Genomic DNA, 19,079 nt, shown 5'->3' on the forward strand with positions numbered 1-19,079 from the left:
GTGCCGGAGATATGGGGTGCGGTGCACCGACGATGCACGCTTTGGGGGCGTTCCCGCTCGCGCGCGGTGGACGATCCGGCCCGGTGGGGGAACACAATGAGGTGGCCGGCCGCATTCTTCGCAAGGAAAGAGATATGCCTGTGATGTCGGTTGGGCACGTTCCCAATTCTCGTCGCACTCTCCCCGATCCGTCCTCATGCGGACGCCGGCACGTGCCGATCGGTGGTGGCGCCCTCGCCGCTGCCGGGCCCGCTCGCCGCGGAGGGCCGCTGTAGATTCGGGGCGCTGCACGGGATCAGGATGAGGACAGGGGCGCGATGCGGGTCGAACTGCTCACCGTCGGGGACGAGCTACTCCTCGGCGACACGGTCAACGGGAACGCGGCGTGGCTCGGGCGGCGGCTGGCCGATCACGGCGTCGAGGTGACCCGCAGCGTGGTCGTCGGGGACGAGACGGACGTCATCGTCGAGGCCGTCGCCGCCGCGCTGGAACGGGCCGACGCGGTCATCACCACCGGCGGCCTCGGCCCCACCTACGACGACCTGACCCGTGACGCGCTCGCCAAGGCGGCCGGCGTCGCGCTCGTCCGGGACCCGGCCCTGGAACGCCGGTTGCGCGACCGGTCCGCCGCGTCCGGGCGTGAGCTGCAACCGATGGCCATGCGGATGGCGGAGGTGCCGGAAGGCGCCGGGCTCCTGCACAACTCCGCCGGGACCGCGCCGGGGCTGCGTGTCGAGCTGCCGGGCGGCGTCGCCTACGCGTTGCCCGGTGTCCCGTTCGAGATGCGCACGATCATGGACGAGGTGGTGCTGCCGGAGCTGGCGGAGATCGCCGGGCTGCCCGCCGTCGCCCGCCGCACACTGCGCACCGCCGGCGTGTGGGAGTCGGTCGTCGCGACGCGGCTCGCCGAGGTCGAGGCGATGGACGGTGTTCGGCTCGCCTACCTTCCCGACCCCGCCGAGGTGAAGATCCGGATCACCGCCGCGGGCCCGGACGCGCCGGGACGGCTTGCCGTTGCCGAGACGCGCGTCCGCGAACTGCTCGGCCCGGTCGTCTACGGGGTGGAGGACGAGACGCTGGACCGGGTGGTACACCGGCTGCTCGCCGAGCGGGGGGCGACCGTCGCGGTGGCGGAGTCGCTCACCGGCGGGCTCATCGGCGCGGAGCTGACCGCGATGCCGGGCTCGTCCGCCACGTACGCGGGCGGCGTGGTGACCTACGCGACGGAGTTGAAGTCGCGCCTGCTCGGTGTCCCGCACGACCTCCTCGGCGAGCACGGAGCCGTCCACCCGGACGTGGCCGCCGCGATGGCCGCGGGCGTCAGGGACAGGCTCGGCGCCGCGTACGGGCTCGCCGTGACCGGGGTGGCGGGTCCGGAGTCGCAGGACGGCCATCCCGTCGGAACGGTCTACATCGGCCTGGCCGGACCTGGAAACATGCACACTGTGGTCAGCCCGAGACTCCCGGTGCCCGGTAATGGCCCTGAGATCCGTGCCGTGATCCGCAGGATGACCGTCGTACACGCCCTTGAGCTGCTAAGACGTACTTTGCTGGGCCTTGACGGCGGGGAGGGGAGTGAGGACGCTCGGGCAGATCGGGAAGAGTGAGGCTGATTACAGCGTTACGTTCCAAGCGAACACGAAATCAACGGTCTGCCATGGCCACCGTCAAGCCGGGTACGGTGGAACCGGCAGATGGTCCGAACTGAGGGAGGGAGCGAGACGATGGTCCTGCTTCGCCAGCTGCTCGGTGACGTACTGCGGCAGTTGCGGCTGCGCCAGGGACGCACCCTCCGTGAGGTGTCCGCGGCGGCACGGGTTTCCCTCGGCTACCTCTCTGAGGTCGAGCGAGGGCAGAAAGAGGCTTCTTCCGAGTTGCTCTCCTCTATCTGCAAGGCCCTAGGTGTGCCGCTGTCGCATGTGCTCAGGGAAGTGGCGGATCAACTGGCCCTCGCCGAGCTGCAGCACGAGCCCGTCATGGCGGGCGCACCCGAGCATGAGCGCATCACGGCCGAGAGCATTCCGGCGACGCCCGAGGAGATCACAGGGGAGCTCCGCGCCGACATGGTCGCGGCCTGAGTCGTCCTTGCCGGCGCCACTGGCCGTCTTTGGCGTGGTCATGCCCTACCGGGGCCGCGGGTGTGCGCGGCCTCACGCATGAGCGCGGCATTTGCGGGGACCGTTCTGTGTTGTAGCGGATAACCGTAACGATGCGGAAGGAGCCCCACCATGGCGGCGGTCAAGAGCCCGCTCACCGAGACGGCCCAGAAAGTCACCGGCAACGCCTTGCAGGGCGCTCTGGTGGACCTCATAGATCTCGCTCTGGTGGCCAAGCAGGCCCACTGGAACCTGACCGGGCGCAACTTCAAGGTCGTCCACGAGCACCTCGACGAGATCGTCGATCTGGCGCGGCAGGGCCAGGACGACGTCGCCGAGCGCGCCGTCGCGATCGGCGTCAACCCCGACGGCCGGGCCCGCACGGTCGCCGACCGTACCGAGTTGCCCCAGCTGGAGGCCGGCTATCTCGCCGACGACAAGGTCGTCGCCGCGATCACCGACGCCCTCGCACAGATCATCGCCCGCTTCCGGGAGCGGATCGCCGAGACCGACGAATCCGATCCGGTCACCCAGGACCTCCTCATCGGCCTCGCGGCCGAACTGGAGAAGCAGCACTGGATGTTCCAGGCTCAACTGTGAACGACCCTGGCCCAAGGACCCGCCTAGCGGCTTCCCCTTGACCGTGATCACGCGAACGCGCCATCGCGAAGCGGTGGCGCGTTCGCGTGACTGTGGGAGTGTCAGAGCGGGTCCGCGTGCCCTGGACGGTGGCTGAGCGGAGACACCCGATGCCCCTGTGTGTCGACCCCGGTTTCTCTCCGGGGTCTTCGTGCATTCGTGCCTTTCGGGTGTTGGTGGTGTGAGGATCATGGGGGATGGCCACCCTCACTCAGGGCGCGGTGCTCGGTGCCGCGTTGTTCGTCCTCACCGCCTGCGGCTCCGATTCCCCCGGGACGGGACGGCCCTGCACCTTGATCGGGTCTCTGCCGGGTGTGGGCGTGGACATCCGGCCGCCCTTTGCGGCCCGCGTCGCCTCGGCGTCGCTGCGGGTGTGCTGGAACGGGACCTGCCGGAGACCGCGCATCGAGCTGAGTCCGTCCTCGACCTCGGTGTCGACCGGCTGTGACGGCGGCGAGCTCGATGCCGCCTGCGGCGCGTCGGCATCACCCGACGGGGGGAAGACCGGCTTCGCGCGAGTCACGGGGCTGCCGAAGAAGCCGGTCCGGATCTTCCTCGTGCTCCGCGACGCCAGAGGCCGCAAGCTGCTCGACCGGCGGGTCGGTCTCACTCCGAAGCCCTCGTTCCCCAACGGGCCGCACTGCGGCGAGGGCGACCCCCAGGCCGGGCTGGTCGTGGCTGGCGGCCGGATAACCGTTCGCTAGGGCGGCTGCTCGATCTGGCTGCGACACCGGCACGCGGCTTCTCAGGTCGTCAGGGCACGTTCTGGTCGACGACACGAGGGTGTGGCCGGACGGCCAAGGCCTCAAGGTGGTCGAGGACCATCCCGGCGAACTCAAGGGCGAGCGGGCTCAGCGCGTCCCAGCGCCGTGCGGCCCATCCGGCGGTGAGCGGTGGCAGCTCCGGGATGGGAACGAGGCCGGCCCCGCCCGCCGCCCCGCCGCCCCACCCGGGCAGCGCGGGCACGATCGCGTGGCCGAGGCCCAGTTCGGCGAGCAGCAGCGCGGTGTCCCAGTCGGCGACGCTCGTGGTGGACGCCAACCGCACGCCGTGCCGTCCGAGGTGCGTCTCCAGATGGGCGCGGGACGTGGAGTGGGCGGGCAGCTCGATGTGCCGGATCTCCGCGAGGTCGCCGAGCGTGATCGACGACCGTGCGGCCAGCGGATCGCCCGCGTGGACGGCGAGCATCCACGGCAGCTCGCACGAGGGGCGCTGCTCGACGCCGTCCAGCGGCGGGCCGATCGTGACCCAGGCCAGGTCGGCCTTGTGCTCGCGCACCGCCTCCAGGCAGCGGCGGCTGGATCCGGCGGTCTCGAACTGCAGCGCGGCCTCGGGATGGCGGGCGCGGAACGCGGCAACGCCGGCGGCCATGAAGTGCCGGACCGTGGTGGCGCCCGTCGCGATCCGGACGGTGCCGCCCACACCGCGGCGCAGGTCGTCCAGCCGGTGCAGCGCCGCGTCCAGCCCGGCGATCCCGTCGGCGGCGGCCTCGCGCAGGATGGTCCCCGCTCGGGTGGCCAGGACGCCGCGCGGGCGCCGCTCCAGCAGAACGAGCCCGGTCTCGCGTTCGAGCCGTTTGACGTGCTGACTCACCGCCGACTGGCTGCACGACAGGTCGCGTGCCACGGCGCTCAGGTTCCCCGCCTCGCATACGGCGACGAACACCCGGAGGTCGTCCAGGGTCATATACCCAAGCTATACCTAAGGGATTGTGAAGAAAACCCGAGAATTGACTTGGAGAGGAAGGGAGGCGGAGGATCGACGGTGCGGGCGCAGGATCCGGCGACCCGGAACAGGCGGCGACCCGTCCGACGGCCCGGGACCTGGGCGGGCGCCGACCCGCGCCGGCGGCCTTGCGCACCGGGCGCCTCCGGCCCGCTCAGGGGCCGTCCGGCGGAGGCTGGCAGCGCGGGCACCAGTAGGTGACCCGGTCGCCGACGTCGGACGCCTGCGCGGCCCGCCGGACGCGGGCGCCGCAGCGGCGGCAGGGCTGCCCGGCCCGTCCGTACACCCAGTGCTCCCGGCCGCGCCGCCGGTCGCCGGTGGTGATGTGGCCGTGCCGCTCCTTGTTGGCCTCCAGCAGCCGGTGGGCGAGATCCACCATCGCGGGCAGGTCGGGCACGTCGCGGACGGGCGTCCACGGGTTGACGCCACGCAGGAACAGGATCTCGGCCTTGTACACGTTGCCGACCCCCGCGAGCAGGGATTGGTCGAGCAGGGCCTCGCCGATCGCCCGCGCCGGTTGCTCGCCCAGCCGCAAGACCGCCACGGCGGCGGGCTCGGCGCCCCAGCCCGGGCCGAGCAGATCGGGCCCGAGGTGGCCGACGGCCTTGTCCTCCTCGGCGGTGCGCAGCAGTTCCACCAGCCCGAGGGAGTAGCCGAGCGCCTGCCACTCGGCGTTCGCCAGCACGAGCCGGATCCGGTGGTCGTGGGGGGTGGGCCCGGCGCGGCGGATCTGCCAGCGGCCCTCCATCAACAGGTGCGTGTGGACGGTCAGCCCGCCCTCGACGCGCACCAGGATGTGCTTGCCGAGCGACAACGCGCACAGCACCCCCCGGCCGCGCAGGTCGGTGGTGGCGAGTCGGGGGACGCGGAAGTCCGAGCGCGCCAGCGGCCGCCCGGCGAGCGCCTCGTGCAGGCGCCGGGCGGCCAGCCAGACGACGTCGCCTTCCGGCATGGATGCCTCAGAGGGTCAGGTCAGATCAGGGACGGGCTCTCCCAGGCCGTCGGGTCCTCGGTGAGCTTGCGGACGGGGCTCGGAAGCTCGCCCTCGGCGATGTGGGCGAGGGAGACCGATTCGAGGATGGCGCGCTCGCTGGCGCGCAGCGCGATCCACACGTCCTGCAAGGAGCGTGCGGGGCCCTCGTAGCCGACGTGCTCGGGCCGCTCCCCGCGGACTCCGAGCAGCGGCCCGTCGATCGCACGGATGATGTCGGCGAGGGAGATCTTCTCGGCCGGCTTCGCCAGCCAGTAGCCGCCCTCGGGGCCGCGCTGGCTCCGGACGAGGCCGGACCGGCGTAGCTGACCGAGGATGTTCTCCAGGAATTTGGGCGGAATTTGCTGGGCCTCAGCGAGCTGGACGGCGGTCACCGGATGGCTTCCGGCGACAGCCAGCTCGGCGGCGGCGCGCAGCGCGTAGTCGACCCGGGCGGACAATCGCATGCTTGTATTATCCCTTGCCGATCGGACTGGTTGGTCTTACCCCGCTCTGACTCGTGAGTTCGGGTGGCGTGGCGGGGGGTGCGGGCAGTGTGGCCGGGGAGTTCATGCGGCGTGACGTGCCCGCCGGAACCGGGCTCTCGTCCGACGGGCACGCCACGGACCGAGCGCCCGCCGGGTGGGGGAGGTGCCGCCCGGCGGGCGGGCCTCAGGCGGCGGTGGTGAGGCCGAGGAGCTCGGCGGCCGCCTGGGCGTTGGCCGCGGCGGCGCCGTAGGTGGCCAGATAGACCGCGGAGCCGGGCCGCCAGACGGGCAACCCCATCTCCACCACGACCGCGTCCGGACGGGCCGTCAGGAGCGCGTTGGTGAGCGCGCGCTGGCCCGCGTGGCGGTGCGCGTCCCGCAGGACGACGACCAATCCACGGCCCGTGGCACGTTCCAGGACACGGTCTGCCTCCCCTTCGGCCCCGTCAGCTTGTACGGCGTCAGGTGCCCACGGGTTCAACCCCCACGGGGTCGGGCCGACCGCGATATTGCCGGTCGCCTCCAGCTCGACCACCAGTGGCGCGCCGATCCAGCCGGGCAGCGAGCCCGAGACGCGGATGGCGCGGCGGGCGGCCTCCAGACCGGCGGCGCGGTCGATCACCGCGGGACTGTGCCCGGCCAGCCAGCGCTTCAGAGCGCCGGTGCGCTCCGCCGCGTCGGCGAGCCGTTCCGGGGCCAGCCTGCCCGCCCGCACGGCCGCTGCGATGGCCTCCAGCGTCGCGGAGAGGGTCTCGGCATGCTCGTTGGGGCCAAGGCACAGCAGGTCCGCGCCGGCGATCAGCGCCCGGACGGACGCCTCCGGGATGCCGATCTCACCGCTCGCGCCCTCCATGTCGAGCGCGTCGGTGACGATCACCCCCCGGTAGCCGAGCCGCTCGCGCAGCAGCCCGGTGATCGCGGCGGCGGAGAGGGTGGCCGGCACCCCGCGGGTGATCGCGGGCAGGTTGAGATGCCCGGTCATCACCGCGCGGGTGCCGGCCTCGATCGCCGCCCGGAACGGGACCAGCTCACGGCGGTCCAGCAGTTCCAGGTCGGCGTCGACGAGCGGGACGGACAGATGGGAGTCCTCCACGGTGGCCCCGTGCCCGGGGAAGTGCTTCGCGCACGCCGCCACGCCGGCCTCCTGGGTGCCCGTCACGGCCGCCGCGGCGTGCCGCGCGACCAGTTCGGGGTCCGGGCCGAACGAGCGGGTCCCGATCACGGGGTTGTCGTCGGCGGTGTTGACGTCCACCGAGGGCGCGAAGTTGAAGTTGACGCCCACCTCGGCCAGTTCGGCGCCCAGCGAGCGGTAGACGCGCCGGGTCAGCTCCGGATCGTCCACCGCGCCGAGGGCGGCGTTTCCGGGGTAGGGACTGCCGGTGGCGTGCCCGCCCAGCCGGGTGACGTCCCCGCCCTCCTCGTCGATGGTCACGAACGGGTCGCCGGCCTTGCGCATCTGCGCGGTCAGGGCGGCGAGGGACTCGGGACTCGGCACGTTGCCGGTCAGTGCGAAGAGCGTGACGCCGCCGAGTCCGGCCTCCAGCTCGTCCAGCAGCCAGCGTGGCGCTGTCGGGCCGGGGAAGGACGGGAGGAGCGTGCCGCGGGCGAGCCGTGCGATGTCGTCGCTCATCACCCCTTCACCGCCCCTGCGGTCAGTCCGGACACCATTCGGCGCTGGACGATGAGGAAGAAGGCGATGACGGGAATGGTGAGCAGCGTGGACGCTGCCATGATGGGCCCCCAGGCGTTGCCGCTGCGGCCAAAGAAGAACTGCAGCATGATCGGCAGGGTGTATTTTTCCTGGTCGTCCAGGAAGGTGAACGCGAAGATGAACTCGTTCCAGGCGGTGATGAAGGAGAAGATGCTGGTCGCGACCAGTCCGGGCGCGACGAGCGGGAGCATGACCTTGAAGAACGTCCGGACGGGGCCGGCGCCGTCGATCGCGGCGGCCTCCTCCAGTTCGCGCGGTACCGCGGCGACGAAGCCGCGCAGCATCCAGATCGCGAACGGGACCGCGAAGCCGATGTAGACCATCGCGAGTCCGGGCAGGGTGTTGAGCAGGTCCAGCTTCTTGAGGTCCAGGAACAGTGGAATGACCAGGGCCTCCAACGGCACCATCTGCACCACCAGGAGCATGATCAGGAACGTGGTGCGGAACCGGAAGCGGAACCGGGCGACGGCCGTCGCGGCCAGCAGCGCGAGCAGGCTCGACACCACGACCGTGACCAGCGCGAGGATGGCGCTGTTGCGGAAGTACTCCCAGAAGGAGACCTCCGCGATGCCGCCGTTCAGCACCAGGTCGAAATGCTCCAGCGTCGGGTGCGACGGGAACGGCTTCGGCGTGGTGCTGAAGATCTCGTTGTTGGGCTTGAACGCGGTGGAGGCCATCCAGAAGACGGGGAACACCGCGAACACGAAGACGAGCAGGCCCGTCCCGTTGAGGACGATCCTGCGGACCAGGGAGCGCTTCATCGGGTCTCCCCTTGACGGACCATGACCCGCACGTACAGGGCCGTGACGATGAGCAGGATCAGCGTGAGCACCAGCGCGATGGCCGATCCCATGCCGAGCTTCGGATTCATCGATCCGAACGCCTCGCTGTAGGCGTACAGCGACAGGTTGAACGAGTCGCGGTTGGCCATGCCGGCCATGACGAACAGCTGGGTGAACACCTTGAAGTCCCAGATGATCGACATGACGAGCAGGACGAGGAAGATGGGCTTGAGGATCGGGTAGGTGATGCTCCAGAACGTCCGCCACGGGCCCGACCCGTCCACGCGCGCCGCCTCGTAGAGCTCGCTGGGCACGCTCTTCAAGCCGGCCAGGACGGACACGGCGACGAACGGGCACGCCTGCCACACCACGCACACGGTCAGCACCGTGTAGGTGGACAGCGGCTTGGCGAACCAGTTGTAGTCGTCCCAGCCGCCGCCGATCAGGAAGTCCGGCAGCAGGTCCAGGCACCAGTTGACGAGGCCGCCGGTGGTGCCGAACAGCCACGTGAAGATGATCGCCGCGGTGACCGGCGGCGTCGCCCAGGCGACCATGACGCCGCCCGCGACGAAGCTCGACATCTTCTTGCCGAGCTTGTTCAGCAGGAGCCCCACCAGCGTGCCGACCACCAGGGTCAGCGACACCGCGACCACGGCGAACAGCACGGTGTGCCGGAGGGTCTGCCAGAAGAACGGGTCATCGAAGATCGTGCGGAAGTTCTCGGTGCCCACCGACTCGGCCGGCTCGCCGCGCAGCTGGCGGTTGCCGACCTTCTGGAACGACATGATCCCGATTTGGATCATGGGCCAGAACATGAGCAGGGCGATCACGACCACGGTCGGCGCGATCAAGAGGTAGGGCCCGAATCGGGGCCTGCGGAGGGAGCGCGCCCGGCCAGGGGTCTTCCTGCCGGGCGTGCCCCTGACCGCGGGAGCGGTATCGAGCATGTCGAGATTTCCGATCAGCGGGGACGGGTGGCCTTCCGGCTCCGGCCGCCCGCGGCGCGGACGGGCGGCCGGTGCCAGATCCTTACGGGTTGAGCAGGGTATTGGCCTGCTCGTTGGCCTTCTTCAACTCGGCATCGGCGGGCTTGCCCTGCATGATCGCCTTCATGGCGTTCGGCAGGACCTTCTTGGCCTGCTCGAACTCGCCCCAGCCGGAGCTGATCGGGGTGAACTTCGTGTTACCGGCGATCTCGGTGAAGATCGCCAGCTTCGGGTCGGAGAACTTCACATCCGAGCGCATGGACGAGAAGCCGCTGTAGTCGGCCCACGCGGCGGCGTTCTTGGCGTTGTTCAGGATCGTGATGTAGTCGAACGCCGCGTCCGGGGCCTTGCTGTCCTTCCACACGGCCAGGTCGGAGCCGCCCGCCATGACCGGGGCGTTGCCGCCGGCCTTGCTCGGGATCGGGAACACGGCCCACTTGTCGGCGTCCTTGTCGGAGATCTTCTTCATCTCCTTCAGGGACCAGCTGCCGTCGATGTACATGCCGAGCTTGCCGAGCGCGAAGTCGCGCTGCGGGCCCTCCAGCTCGTTCTTGCCGATGTACTTCGCCGGCGCGACCTTGTCCTTGGTCACCAGCCCGGTGTAGAAGTTCACCGCCTCGACGGCCTGCGGCTGGTCGAGCTTGCCCGCCCACTTGCCGCCGTCCTTGGTGGCCACCTCGCCGCCGTTGCCCCAGATGAAGCTGACGAGAGCGTTGGTCTGGTCGGAGGGCACGCCGATGCCGGGGACCTTCTTGGCGTCCTGGACCTTCTTGGCGGCGGCGCTCAGCTCGGTCCAGGTCTTGGGAGGCTGAATGCCGAGCTGCTGGAACCAGTCCGTCCGATACCAGATGGCCCGCACGCCGCCATACCACGGCACCGCGTAGGTCTTGCCGTTCGACTGGTCGTTGCCAAGCGCGGTCTTGTTAAGGGTCTTGCCGTCCGCCCAGCCGGAGTACTTGTCGGTGATGTCGGCCAGGCTGCCCTGCTCGATGTGGGACTGGACGTCGGTGTTGCCCAGCTCCGTCACGTCGGGGCCCTCACCACCGGCGGCGGCCTTCTGGAAAGTCGTGGCGACTTGCGGCCACGGAACGTACTTGATCTGGACGTCGGTGCCCGGGTGCTTCTGCTTGAACTCGGTCTCGACGGTGTCGAGGAACTTGGTCTGCTCGGGCGTGCCCTCGCCCATCATCCAGACCTTCAGCTGCGCTGGGTCCTTGCCCGAACTGGACTTGTCGTCCTTGTCGTCACCGCCGCAGGCCGTGGCGGCCAGGGCAATTGCGGCTGCTGCTGCCGCAACCTTGATGTACCTCACTGGGGGTCCTTTCCGGCATCGCCTTGCGCGGCCTTGTGGCCTGCGGTGCGAGTGGAGCATGACCAGACCCTTTAGGGTCCAGCCATGCCCCTCTCGACGTCGCATCGCTCGCGGCGCCCTGCTCGCCACTCGGCGTTCTGCGCGCGCCACCCTCCCGGGTACGGGACCGGTTGGCGCTTGGGCGTAAACTAACAAGAAACTTTCCTAAACAAAACCGCCCGTTAGCGGATTGAGACATCGAGGGGTGCAAGGATGGCCAGACGCCCGGGAACACCGCGGCTGCTGCGTGAGCTCAACGACCGCGCGGCGCTGGACCTGCTCGTCGAGCAGGGCCCGCTCACCCGCGCCCAGATCGGCGAGCACACCGGGCTGTCGAAGGTCACCGCCTCCCAACTGCTGTCCAGGCTTGAGGAACGCGGGCTGGTCGAGGTCGTCGGGGAGCAGGCGGGGGGCCGGGGACCCAACGCCGCGCTGTACGCGGTGGTCCCGTCCTCGGCCTATGTCGCCGGTCTTGAGGTGGGGCCCGACGGCGTCACCGCAGGGGTCGCCGACATCACCGGCTGCCTCATCGCCCAGGTTACCGTCGACCCGAACGGCGCCGACGAGCCCGTGAAGATGGTGCACAGCGCCGTCGTCAAGGCCTGCCGCTCGGCCCGGGTGGCGCTGTCGCGGCTCAGCGCCTTCGTCATCGGCACCCCCGGCGTGGTCGACCCCCGGTCCGGGGACGTGCAGTTCTCCTTCGACCTCCCGGCCTGGCATGAGGGTGTCCTGGAGGCCCTGCGGACCGACCTGCGCCGCCCGGTGACGATCGAGAACGACGTCAACCTCGCCGCCATCGCCGAGCGGGCCTACGGCGCGGCACGCGCCGCCGACGACTTCGCGCTCATGTGGTTCGACCGCGGCATCGGCCTGTCGGTGATGCTCGGCGGCCGGTTGCATCGCGGGCGGTCCGGGGGCGCCGGTGAGATCGGCTACCTGCCCGTCCCGGGGGCTCCGCTCCCGCTGGGCACGGCCAGACGTGGCCAGGAGGACGAGGGTGTGACCGAGTCGACGACGTGGGGCATCCCCACCCTCGCCGGCGGCTACGGATCACTCGTGGGCGCGGACGCCGTGCGGACCCTCGCCCACGCGCACGGCTTCACCGAGCCGACCGCCGTGGACTGCGTCCGTGCCGCGGCGGCCGACGAAGGCCGCGGCGGCACCTTCCTGGACGAGCTCGCCAACCGCATCTCCTACGGTGTGACGTCGGTCAACATCGTCCTGGACCCCGGTCTGGTCGTGCTGTCGGGCCACCTCGGCCGCGCCGGCGGCAGGCCCCTGGCCACCCGCATCGAGCGGGCGGTCGGACGCATCAGCCCGACCCGGCCGTCCGTCGCGGTGACGGAGGTGGAGGGCAACCCGGTCCTGCGCGGCGCCCTGCACGCCGCCCTCGAACAGGCCCGGGACGAGGTGTTCTCGGCGGAGAAGGGCTGACCGGGCACTGACGTGGACGAGCACTGAGCCGAACGGGCACTGACCTGGACGGGCACTGACGTGGACGGGCACTGACCTGGACGGGCACTGACGTGGACGGGCACTGACTTGGACGGGCACTGCGTTGAACGGACAGGGCCGGAGACGGACGAGGGCCCCCGCCGATGGCGGGGGCCCTCATTGTGGCGGAGCGTCTACCTGGGAGCGCCTGCTTGGGAGCGCCTACTTGGCGGACGTCGCGCCCTCCGCGTCCTGATCATGGCGCCGCGGGTCGTTCAACGCGCGGTCGATGACCGTCTGACTGATGATCTGGCGCTTGCGCCGCTGCGCGGCGGCCCACCGTGCCGTAGGTGTCATGACGAACCCCGTTCCGCGGTGACTCTTTCCCCTGGTCACCGCAACCCCGTATGTCCTCATGTTCTCAAACGGGAGGCGCCCCGGGGATCCGCCTTGGGGATGAAGTCGAGGTCAGACCTTCTAGGGAGGGCTTATGGCGGGGTTTCCGCCCTGGGCTACCGCTCGCTCCACTGCGATCATGGGGGGAACGCGGACCTGTGTTCGCCCGTTGGGGTCCGTGATCGAGGAACCGAGGGGATGCCATGGCGCTGCGTGACCGGCTGCGGCGGCTCGTCCAGAAGCCGGGGAGCGTCGATCTGGCGCCGTTCCGGGCGATCGTGGCCGAGGCGGGTGCGCGCGAGGCCCGTGTCCGGGAACTGGACGACGAGGGGCTGACCGCCGCCGCGTCCGCCCTGCGCGACGAGGAGGACCTCGCGGAGCTGTGCGCCCTCGGCCGGGAGGCGGCCCGGCGGGCACTGGGGGAGCGGCCGTTCGACGTCCAGCTCGTCGGCACGCTCGCGCTGCTGTCCGGCCACGTCGCGGAGATGGCCACCGGCGAGGGAAAGACCCTCGCGGGCGCGCTCGCCGCCGCCGGGCACGTGCTGCGCGGCCGCCGCGTGCACGTGATGTCGGTCAACGACTACCTCGCCCGGCGCGACGCCGAGTGGATGGGGCCGCTGTACGACCTGCTCGGCGTGTCGGCCGCCTGGGTGGGGCAGGCGTCCACTCCGCAGAAGCGGCGCGAGGCGTACCGGGCGGACGTGACCTACGCGCCGGTCAGCGAGATCGGCTTCGACCTGCTGCGCGACCGTCTCGTCACCGACCCCGCCGACCTCGTCCTGACCGAGCCGTCCGTCGCGCTGGTCGACGAGGCCGACTCCGTGCTGGTGGACGAGGCCATGGTCCCGCTCGTCCTCGCCGGGGCCTCCGATCTCGACGAGGCCGACCCCCGGTACGCCGACCTGGTGCGGCGGCTGCGGCCGGGCCTGCACTACTCCGCCGACGACGAGGCCCGCAACGTCCAGCTGACCCCGTCGGGCGCGCGCGAGGTGGAGCGCGCTCTCGGCGTCGACCTGTACGCCGCCGAGCACCTCGACACCCTCACCGCCGTGAACGTCGCCCTGCACGCCGAGGTCCTGCTGCACCGCGACGTGGACTACATCGTCCGGGACGGCGCGGTGAAGCTGATCAGCGAGTCGCGTGGCCGGGTGGCGCTGCTGCAACGCTGGCCGGACGGGCTGCAGGCGGCGGTCGAGGCGAAGGAGGCCCTGGAGGCCTCCCCCAGCGGGGAGATCCTCGACTCGATCACCGTCCAGGAGCTGGTCGGGCGGTATCCGGTCCGCTGCGGCATGACGGGCACGGCGCTGGCCGTCGCCGGGCAGCTCACCGAGTTCTACTCGCTGGAGATCGCGGTCGTCCCGCCGAACAGGCCGTGCGTCCGCGACGACGAGCCCGACCGCCTGCACGCGACCGTCGTCGACAAGGAGGTGGCGATCGTCGAGGCGATCGCCGCGGCGCACGCGTCCGGGCGTCCGGTCCTGGTCGGCACGGGCGACGTCGCCGAGTCCGAGCGCCTCGCCCGCCGCCTCGCCCGCGCCGGGCTGGACCGCGTCGTCCTCAACGCCAAGAACGACGCGGAGGAGGCCGCGATCATCGCCGAGGCCGGTGCGGAGGGCGCGATCACCGTCTCGACGCAGATGGCCGGGCGCGGCACCGACATCCGGCTGGGCGGCAGCCCGTCGCCGAAGGCGCCGGGCACCGCCCCGGCCGAGGCCGCCGGCGCCGGCCGCGACCGGGTCGCGGCGGCCGGCGGGCTGCTGGTGATCGGGACCGGCCGCTACCACAGCAGCCGTCTGGATGACCAGCTCAGAGGCCGTGCCGGACGTCAGGGCGACCCCGGCGGCTCGGTGTTCTTCACCAGCCTCCAAGACGATCTCGTGACCCGCTACGCACCCGACGACAAGCCCTCGCAGGGCAAGGGCAGGACCGCCACCGACGACGACGGACGCGTCCACGACAAGGGCGCGCACTGGATCGTCGGCCACGCCCAGCGCGTCGCCGAGGGCGTCGACCTGGAGATCCACCGCAACACCTGGCGCTACAACCACCTGATCGGGCTCCAACGTCGCGAGGTCCTCGCCGAACGCGACGACGTCCTGCGCGGTGACCGCGCCGACCGGCTGCTCGCAGCCGAGGCGCCCGGCAGGCACGCCGAGCTGACCGAGATCGCCGGCGCGGAGGCGGTGGCGGCGGCCGCGCGCCAGATCGTCCTGTACGAGCTGGACCGCTGCTGGGCCGAGCATCTGGCCTTCCTCGCCGATCTCCGCGAGGGCATCCACCTGCGCTCGCTCGGCCGCGGCCTCGATCCGCTGATCGAGTTCAACCGCGAGGCCGTCCCCGCGGGCAAACGCATCCTCGCCGACGCCACGCGGCGTTCGGTCACCGCCTTCGAGGCCCTCACCGCCTCCGAGGACGGCATCGATCTGGACGCCGCCGGCCTTCAGCGCCCCTCCGCCACGTGGACCTACCTCGTCCATGACAACCCCTTCGGATCCCTGGACGAGCGCGCGTTCCGGGGCCTCGTCTCCATGTTCAAGGGCCGCCGCTGAGAAGCGGGCTCGCCCGCCAAGAACCGCCAGGTGAGACGTATCGGCATGAAGCGGCTGCGACTAGGATGCGGGACAGGCTCGCGAAGGCGGTGAGGCGATGGGTGCCCTCAAGCGCTTCTCGGTTCTGCGCTCCGCCGACCTCGACGAGTTCCGTGCGTGCGTCTCGCGGTACCTCACCCCGCACCGCTCGGTCCCCGCCGGCCCCGGCGGCGCCAGGATCCGCACCGACGTCTCCATGGCCGATCTCGGTCCGCTCTCCCTCATCTACGGATGGCACCGCAACTGCGAGCTGAACGTCCAGCTGACCGAGGAGGTCGACTACTACGACGTCAACCTCTCGCTCGGTGGCTTCAACCGCATCCGCTACGCCACCGACGAGGTCCTCGTCGACCGCTCGACCGCGGCGATCATCTCGCCCCGTATGCGTGCGCAGATGCGGCTGAGCACCGACTACCGGCAGTTGCACGTTCGCATCGAGCGGTACGCGCTGGAACGTCGCCTTGAGGAACTGCTCGACCGTCCGGTGGCCGCGCCGATCCGATTCCAGCCGAGGATGGACCTGCGCACCCCGGCGGCCGACTCGTGGGTCCGCTCGGTCCGGCTGCTGGTCCGCGACCTCGACCAGCCGTCCGGGCTCACCGCGCACCCGGTGGCCGCCGGCCCGTGGGCGGGCATGCTGATGACCGGCCTGCTGCTGGCGCAGCCCCACAACTTCTCCGAACAGCTCGCCGATCGGGGCATCGGCGAGCACCGGCCCACGCCGCTGCGCCGGGCGATCGCGCACATCGACACTTGCCCGGAGGAAGAGCTGTCGATCGATCGGCTGGCCCGCGTGGCCGGGGTGACCGCCCGGTCTCTGCAGCGGTACTTCCGGGAGTATGTCGGCGTCCCACCCCGTGAGTACGTCCAGCAGGCACGGCTAACGCGGGTCCACGACGAGTTGCGGTCGACGCAGCCGGGCTCCGGCGTCACCGTGGCCGAGGTGGCGTTCCGGTGGGGGTTCACCCACCTGCCGCGCTTCGCGGCCGCCTATCAGGAGCGCTACGGCCAGCTTCCGTCGACCACCCTGCGCGCCGAGTCGTAGCAGCCGGGCCACTTACCGGCATCCGTTGTCGCGGGCTGGATCGCCCTGTCGCCGCGCGGATAGGCCCAATGGCCCGCCGAGCCTACCGTCGACCCATCATGCGGGGCTTTGGCTCGAAGGGCAGGTTCACCATGGATTTCGACTGCGATGTGGCGATCGTAGGCTACGGGCCGACGGGGCTGGTACTGGCGTCGGCCCTGGGCAAAGCAGGTCACCGCGTGATCGTGTTCGAGCGCTGGCCGGGACTGTACGGTCTCCCGCGCCTGACGCACATCGATGGTGAGACCGCCCGGATCATCCAATCCGTCGGTGACATCGACCACGCCCTGCGCGACGCCTGGCCGATCCCCAACTACCGCTACCTCAACGGTGCCGGTGAGTTGCTGGTCGAACTGGACTGGCACGGCGACAGCTGTGGTTACGCAAGCCACATCTCGATGTATCAGCCCGACATCGAGGACGCCATCGACGAGCAGGTGCGGTCCACCGGGCACGTGGAGGTCAACCAGGGCTTCGCCGTGGTCAACGTCCACCAGGACGACGGCCACGTCCAGGTGACGGCGCGTCCGTGGACCCAGTCGCGGACCGGGCAGTGGTCGCACGCGGGCGAGGAGCGCACGATCACCGCGAAGTACCTGGTCGGCGCGGACGGGGCCAACAGCTTCGTCCGCGCGACCCTGGGCATCGAGCGCATCGACCACGGTGTCGACGACCGGTGGCTGAACATCGACACCCAGCGGCTGCGCCCTCTCCCGGAGCGCTTCGACCGGCTCACCCAGTTCTGCGACCCCGCCCGCGGCCACATGTGGATGCCGATCGGGCGCGGCCGCCAGCGATTCGAGGTGGCCGTCCTTCCCGGTGAGGACCAGGCGGTGTTCGAGAGACCCGACTACGCCTGGACCTGGCTGCGCGACCAGTGCGACCTCGGCCCCGAGGATGTCAAGATCCTTCGCCAGGTGGTCTATGTCTTCCAGGCCCGCATCGCCCGGTCCTGGCGGACGGGCAGGACGTTCCTGGCCGGCGACGCCGCGCACACCACTCCGCCGTACATGGGGCAGGGCGCGTGCTCTGGCATGCGCGACGGGATCACCCTGGGGTGGAAACTGGACCTGGTGCTGCGCGGGCTCGCGGACGAGGCGCTGCTGGACACCTACGAGACCGAGCGCCGCCCGCACGCGACCGCCATCGCCGAGATGTCCATCGCGCTAGGCAGGATCGCCAACACCCACGACCCCGACGAGGCCGCCGCACGTGACGAGGCGTTCCGCACCGGCAACGTCCCGCCGCCTCCGCAGTTCCCGACGCTCGTCGCCGGTGTCATCCACACCCCGGCCGACGGCACCCCGGCTCCGCTCGCCGGGACGCTGGCGCCGCAGGGCATCATCGGCAAGGGCGCCGCCGAGGGCAGGTGCGACGATGTCATCGGCGGCGGGTTCAGCCTGATCAGCCGCGCGGACGCCCGCGATGTGCTCAGCACCGATCAGACGGCCTTCCTCGACGCGCTCGGCGTCCGCCGGGCCTGCCTGGCGGCCGGCTCACCGGACTCCGTCACCGACATCGACGGCACCTACGCCGGCTACCTCGAACAGCACGGGGTGGACGCGTTCATCGGGCGACCGGACTTCCACCTGTACTGGGCGGGGAAGATCGGTGAACTGCCGGCGGTCGTGGACGGGCTGCGCGCCAGGCTGTCGTGGGTGGCCGCCCCCGCCCAGGTGGAGGCGGGCGCATGAAGATCACCGACACGCTCGCGCCGGCGGACGCGCTGTGGCGGGCCATGCCGCCGACGCGGATGCTCGACTGCGGCATGATCTACGCTGACGTGCTCGCCCTGCGCCAGGCGACCGATGCGGGCACGTCATGGGACGACGCCGCCAAGGATCTGGCGACCGCGCACCTCGCGCGTGCGGACGCGGCGCGGACCGCGGGCCACACCATCACCGCGATCGAGGCGTACCGGGCGGCCGCCGCCGACCTCCTGTTCGCGCAGATGGCGCACGACTTCGACACGCCCCGGAAGATCGAGCTCTACACCCGGTTCACCAGTGCGATCGCCGCCGCGGGTGCCCTGCGCACCCCGGCCTGGGAGCGGGTGGAACTGCCGTTCGCCAGCGGCCGCCTGTTCGGCTGGCTCGTCCGGCCTGCCGGCCCGGCGACGGGCACGGTGATCATCTTCGGCGGGCAGAGCGGCTGGGGCGCGGCCTACCAGCGTCAGGCCGAGGCGCTGGCGGCACGCGGGGTGGCGGCGCTGCTCGCGGAAGGCCCGGGTCAGGGAGAGGCCCGCTGGCGTGGTGGAGTCATGCTGGACGCCGACGTCCGCGCCGCCTACAGCACCTTTGTGAGCCACGTCCGCGACCGCACGGCACTCGGATCCGGTGTCGGCCTGTGGGGCAACAGCCTCGGTGGGCTCTACGCCGCCACCACCGCCGCGTCCGACCCGCGGGTCTCGGCGGTGTGCGTCAACGGCGCACCCGCCCGTCCCCGCCTGCTGGACTTCCGCACCTTCGTCCAGCAGGCGGCCGCAATGCTCGGCACCACGGACCCTGACGAGATCCAGCGCAACTTCGACCGGCTCGCGCTCGCCCCCACCGACCGGATCACCTGCCCGCTACTGGTGCTGCACGGCGGGCAGGATCCGATCATCACCCTTGCCGACCAGCAGCCATTCCTGGACGCGGCCGGCGACGACGCGACGATGCACACCTGGGACGATGGCGAGCACACCATCTACAACCACGCTGATGAGCGCACCGCCTTCGTTGCGGACTGGTTCGCCGACCGCCTCGCGCGAACCAAGGAGTGAGCCCAGAGGATTTTCAACGAGAGCACGGCGCTGGACGCCGTGCTGGACAGCGGACCCCGCCGGGG

17 protein-coding genes are annotated in these 19,079 nt (G+C 71.0%); 9 read left to right on the top strand and 8 right to left on the bottom strand.

The features are described from left to right. Nucleotides 1-317: 317 nt before the first annotated feature. The 4 genes from AMA02S_RS24480 (at nucleotide 318) to AMA02S_RS24495 (ending at nucleotide 3,439) form a co-directional block, all read left to right on the top strand. Complete coding sequence (locus tag AMA02S_RS24480; protein WP_067461733.1) at nucleotides 318-1,607, top strand: CinA family nicotinamide mononucleotide deamidase-related protein; 1,290 nt, start codon at nucleotides 318-320, stop codon at nucleotides 1,605-1,607. Between the two features lie 117 nt (nucleotides 1,608-1,724). Further along, nucleotides 1,725-2,078, top strand: a complete 354-nt coding sequence (locus AMA02S_RS24485; RefSeq protein ID WP_067462019.1) for a helix-turn-helix domain-containing protein — start codon at nucleotides 1,725-1,727, stop codon at nucleotides 2,076-2,078. A gap of 150 nt (nucleotides 2,079-2,228) precedes the next feature. After that, nucleotides 2,229-2,696, top strand: coding sequence for a Dps family protein (locus AMA02S_RS24490; RefSeq protein ID WP_067461734.1), 468 nt, complete (start codon nucleotides 2,229-2,231; stop codon nucleotides 2,694-2,696). A 236-nt stretch (nucleotides 2,697-2,932) separates the two neighbouring features. Then, complete coding sequence (locus AMA02S_RS24495; RefSeq protein ID WP_067461735.1) at nucleotides 2,933-3,439, top strand: hypothetical protein; 507 nt, start codon at nucleotides 2,933-2,935, stop codon at nucleotides 3,437-3,439. A gap of 49 nt (nucleotides 3,440-3,488) precedes the next feature. Here AMA02S_RS24495 and AMA02S_RS24500 read toward each other — a convergent pair whose 3' ends face one another. From AMA02S_RS24500 to AMA02S_RS24530, 7 genes are all read right to left on the bottom strand, one after another. Beyond that, nucleotides 3,489-4,421 carry a LysR family transcriptional regulator gene (locus AMA02S_RS24500; protein WP_067461736.1) on the bottom strand — a complete coding sequence of 311 codons (933 nt, stop codon included), beginning with the start codon at nucleotides 4,419-4,421 and terminating at the stop codon, nucleotides 3,489-3,491. A 193-nt stretch (nucleotides 4,422-4,614) separates the two neighbouring features. Then, nucleotides 4,615-5,412, bottom strand: a complete 798-nt coding sequence (locus AMA02S_RS24505; protein ID WP_067461737.1) for a DNA-formamidopyrimidine glycosylase family protein — start codon at nucleotides 5,410-5,412, stop codon at nucleotides 4,615-4,617. Nucleotides 5,413-5,432: 20 nt separating this feature from the next. Then, nucleotides 5,433-5,897, bottom strand: coding sequence for an RrF2 family transcriptional regulator (locus AMA02S_RS24510; protein ID WP_067461738.1), 465 nt, complete (start codon nucleotides 5,895-5,897; stop codon nucleotides 5,433-5,435). Between the two features lie 205 nt (nucleotides 5,898-6,102). Continuing rightward, entirely contained in the window at nucleotides 6,103-7,548 is a 1,446-nt protein-coding gene (locus tag AMA02S_RS24515) for a glycoside hydrolase family 3 protein (protein ID WP_067461739.1), read from the bottom strand. Beyond that, nucleotides 7,548-8,390: a carbohydrate ABC transporter permease gene (locus tag AMA02S_RS24520; RefSeq protein ID WP_174550983.1), complete on the bottom strand. Its 843-nt coding sequence runs from the start codon at nucleotides 8,388-8,390 to the stop codon at nucleotides 7,548-7,550. The genes AMA02S_RS24515 and AMA02S_RS24520 overlap by 1 nt, the downstream gene beginning before the upstream one ends. Further along, nucleotides 8,387-9,214: a carbohydrate ABC transporter permease gene (locus AMA02S_RS24525; protein WP_245667806.1), complete on the bottom strand. Its 828-nt coding sequence runs from the start codon at nucleotides 9,212-9,214 to the stop codon at nucleotides 8,387-8,389. Before AMA02S_RS24525 ends, AMA02S_RS24520 begins: the two co-directional genes overlap by 4 nt. A gap of 226 nt (nucleotides 9,215-9,440) precedes the next feature. Next, a complete protein-coding gene (locus AMA02S_RS24530; RefSeq protein WP_067461741.1) occupies nucleotides 9,441-10,709 on the bottom strand; it encodes an extracellular solute-binding protein in 1,269 nt (422 codons plus the stop codon). Between the two features lie 252 nt (nucleotides 10,710-10,961). Between AMA02S_RS24530 and AMA02S_RS24535 the strand changes: the two genes are divergently transcribed. Next, entirely contained in the window at nucleotides 10,962-12,182 is a 1,221-nt protein-coding gene (locus tag AMA02S_RS24535; protein ID WP_067461742.1) for an ROK family transcriptional regulator, read from the top strand. Between the two features lie 222 nt (nucleotides 12,183-12,404). Here AMA02S_RS24535 and AMA02S_RS44740 read toward each other — a convergent pair whose 3' ends face one another. Beyond that, entirely contained in the window at nucleotides 12,405-12,539 is a 135-nt protein-coding gene (locus AMA02S_RS44740) for a hypothetical protein (protein ID WP_281181912.1), read from the bottom strand. Between the two features lie 242 nt (nucleotides 12,540-12,781). On the opposite strand from AMA02S_RS44740, the gene secA2 reads away from it, so the two are divergent. From secA2 to AMA02S_RS24555, 4 genes are all read left to right on the top strand, one after another. Beyond that, the gene (gene secA2, locus AMA02S_RS24540) at nucleotides 12,782-15,127 is read left to right on the top strand and encodes an accessory Sec system translocase SecA2 (RefSeq protein ID WP_084265551.1); all 2,346 of its coding nucleotides are present in this window, start codon (nucleotides 12,782-12,784) and stop codon (nucleotides 15,125-15,127) included. Between the two features lie 97 nt (nucleotides 15,128-15,224). Beyond that, nucleotides 15,225-16,211 (top strand): AraC family transcriptional regulator, encoded by a 987-nt coding sequence (locus AMA02S_RS24545; RefSeq protein WP_067461743.1) that lies wholly within the window; start codon nucleotides 15,225-15,227, stop codon nucleotides 16,209-16,211. A 131-nt stretch (nucleotides 16,212-16,342) separates the two neighbouring features. Then, a complete protein-coding gene (mhpA, locus tag AMA02S_RS24550; protein WP_067461744.1) occupies nucleotides 16,343-17,944 on the top strand; it encodes a bifunctional 3-(3-hydroxy-phenyl)propionate/3-hydroxycinnamic acid hydroxylase MhpA in 1,602 nt (533 codons plus the stop codon). After that, nucleotides 17,941-19,014 (top strand): alpha/beta hydrolase, encoded by a 1,074-nt coding sequence (locus tag AMA02S_RS24555; RefSeq protein WP_218005107.1) that lies wholly within the window; start codon nucleotides 17,941-17,943, stop codon nucleotides 19,012-19,014. The genes mhpA and AMA02S_RS24555 overlap by 4 nt, the downstream gene beginning before the upstream one ends. Nucleotides 19,015-19,079: the final 65 nt, after the last annotated feature.

Origin of the sequence: Actinomadura macra NBRC 14102, from assembly GCF_001552215.1 — a bacterium.
Taxonomy (GTDB): Bacteria; Actinomycetota; Actinomycetes; order Streptosporangiales; family Streptosporangiaceae; genus Spirillospora; species Spirillospora macra.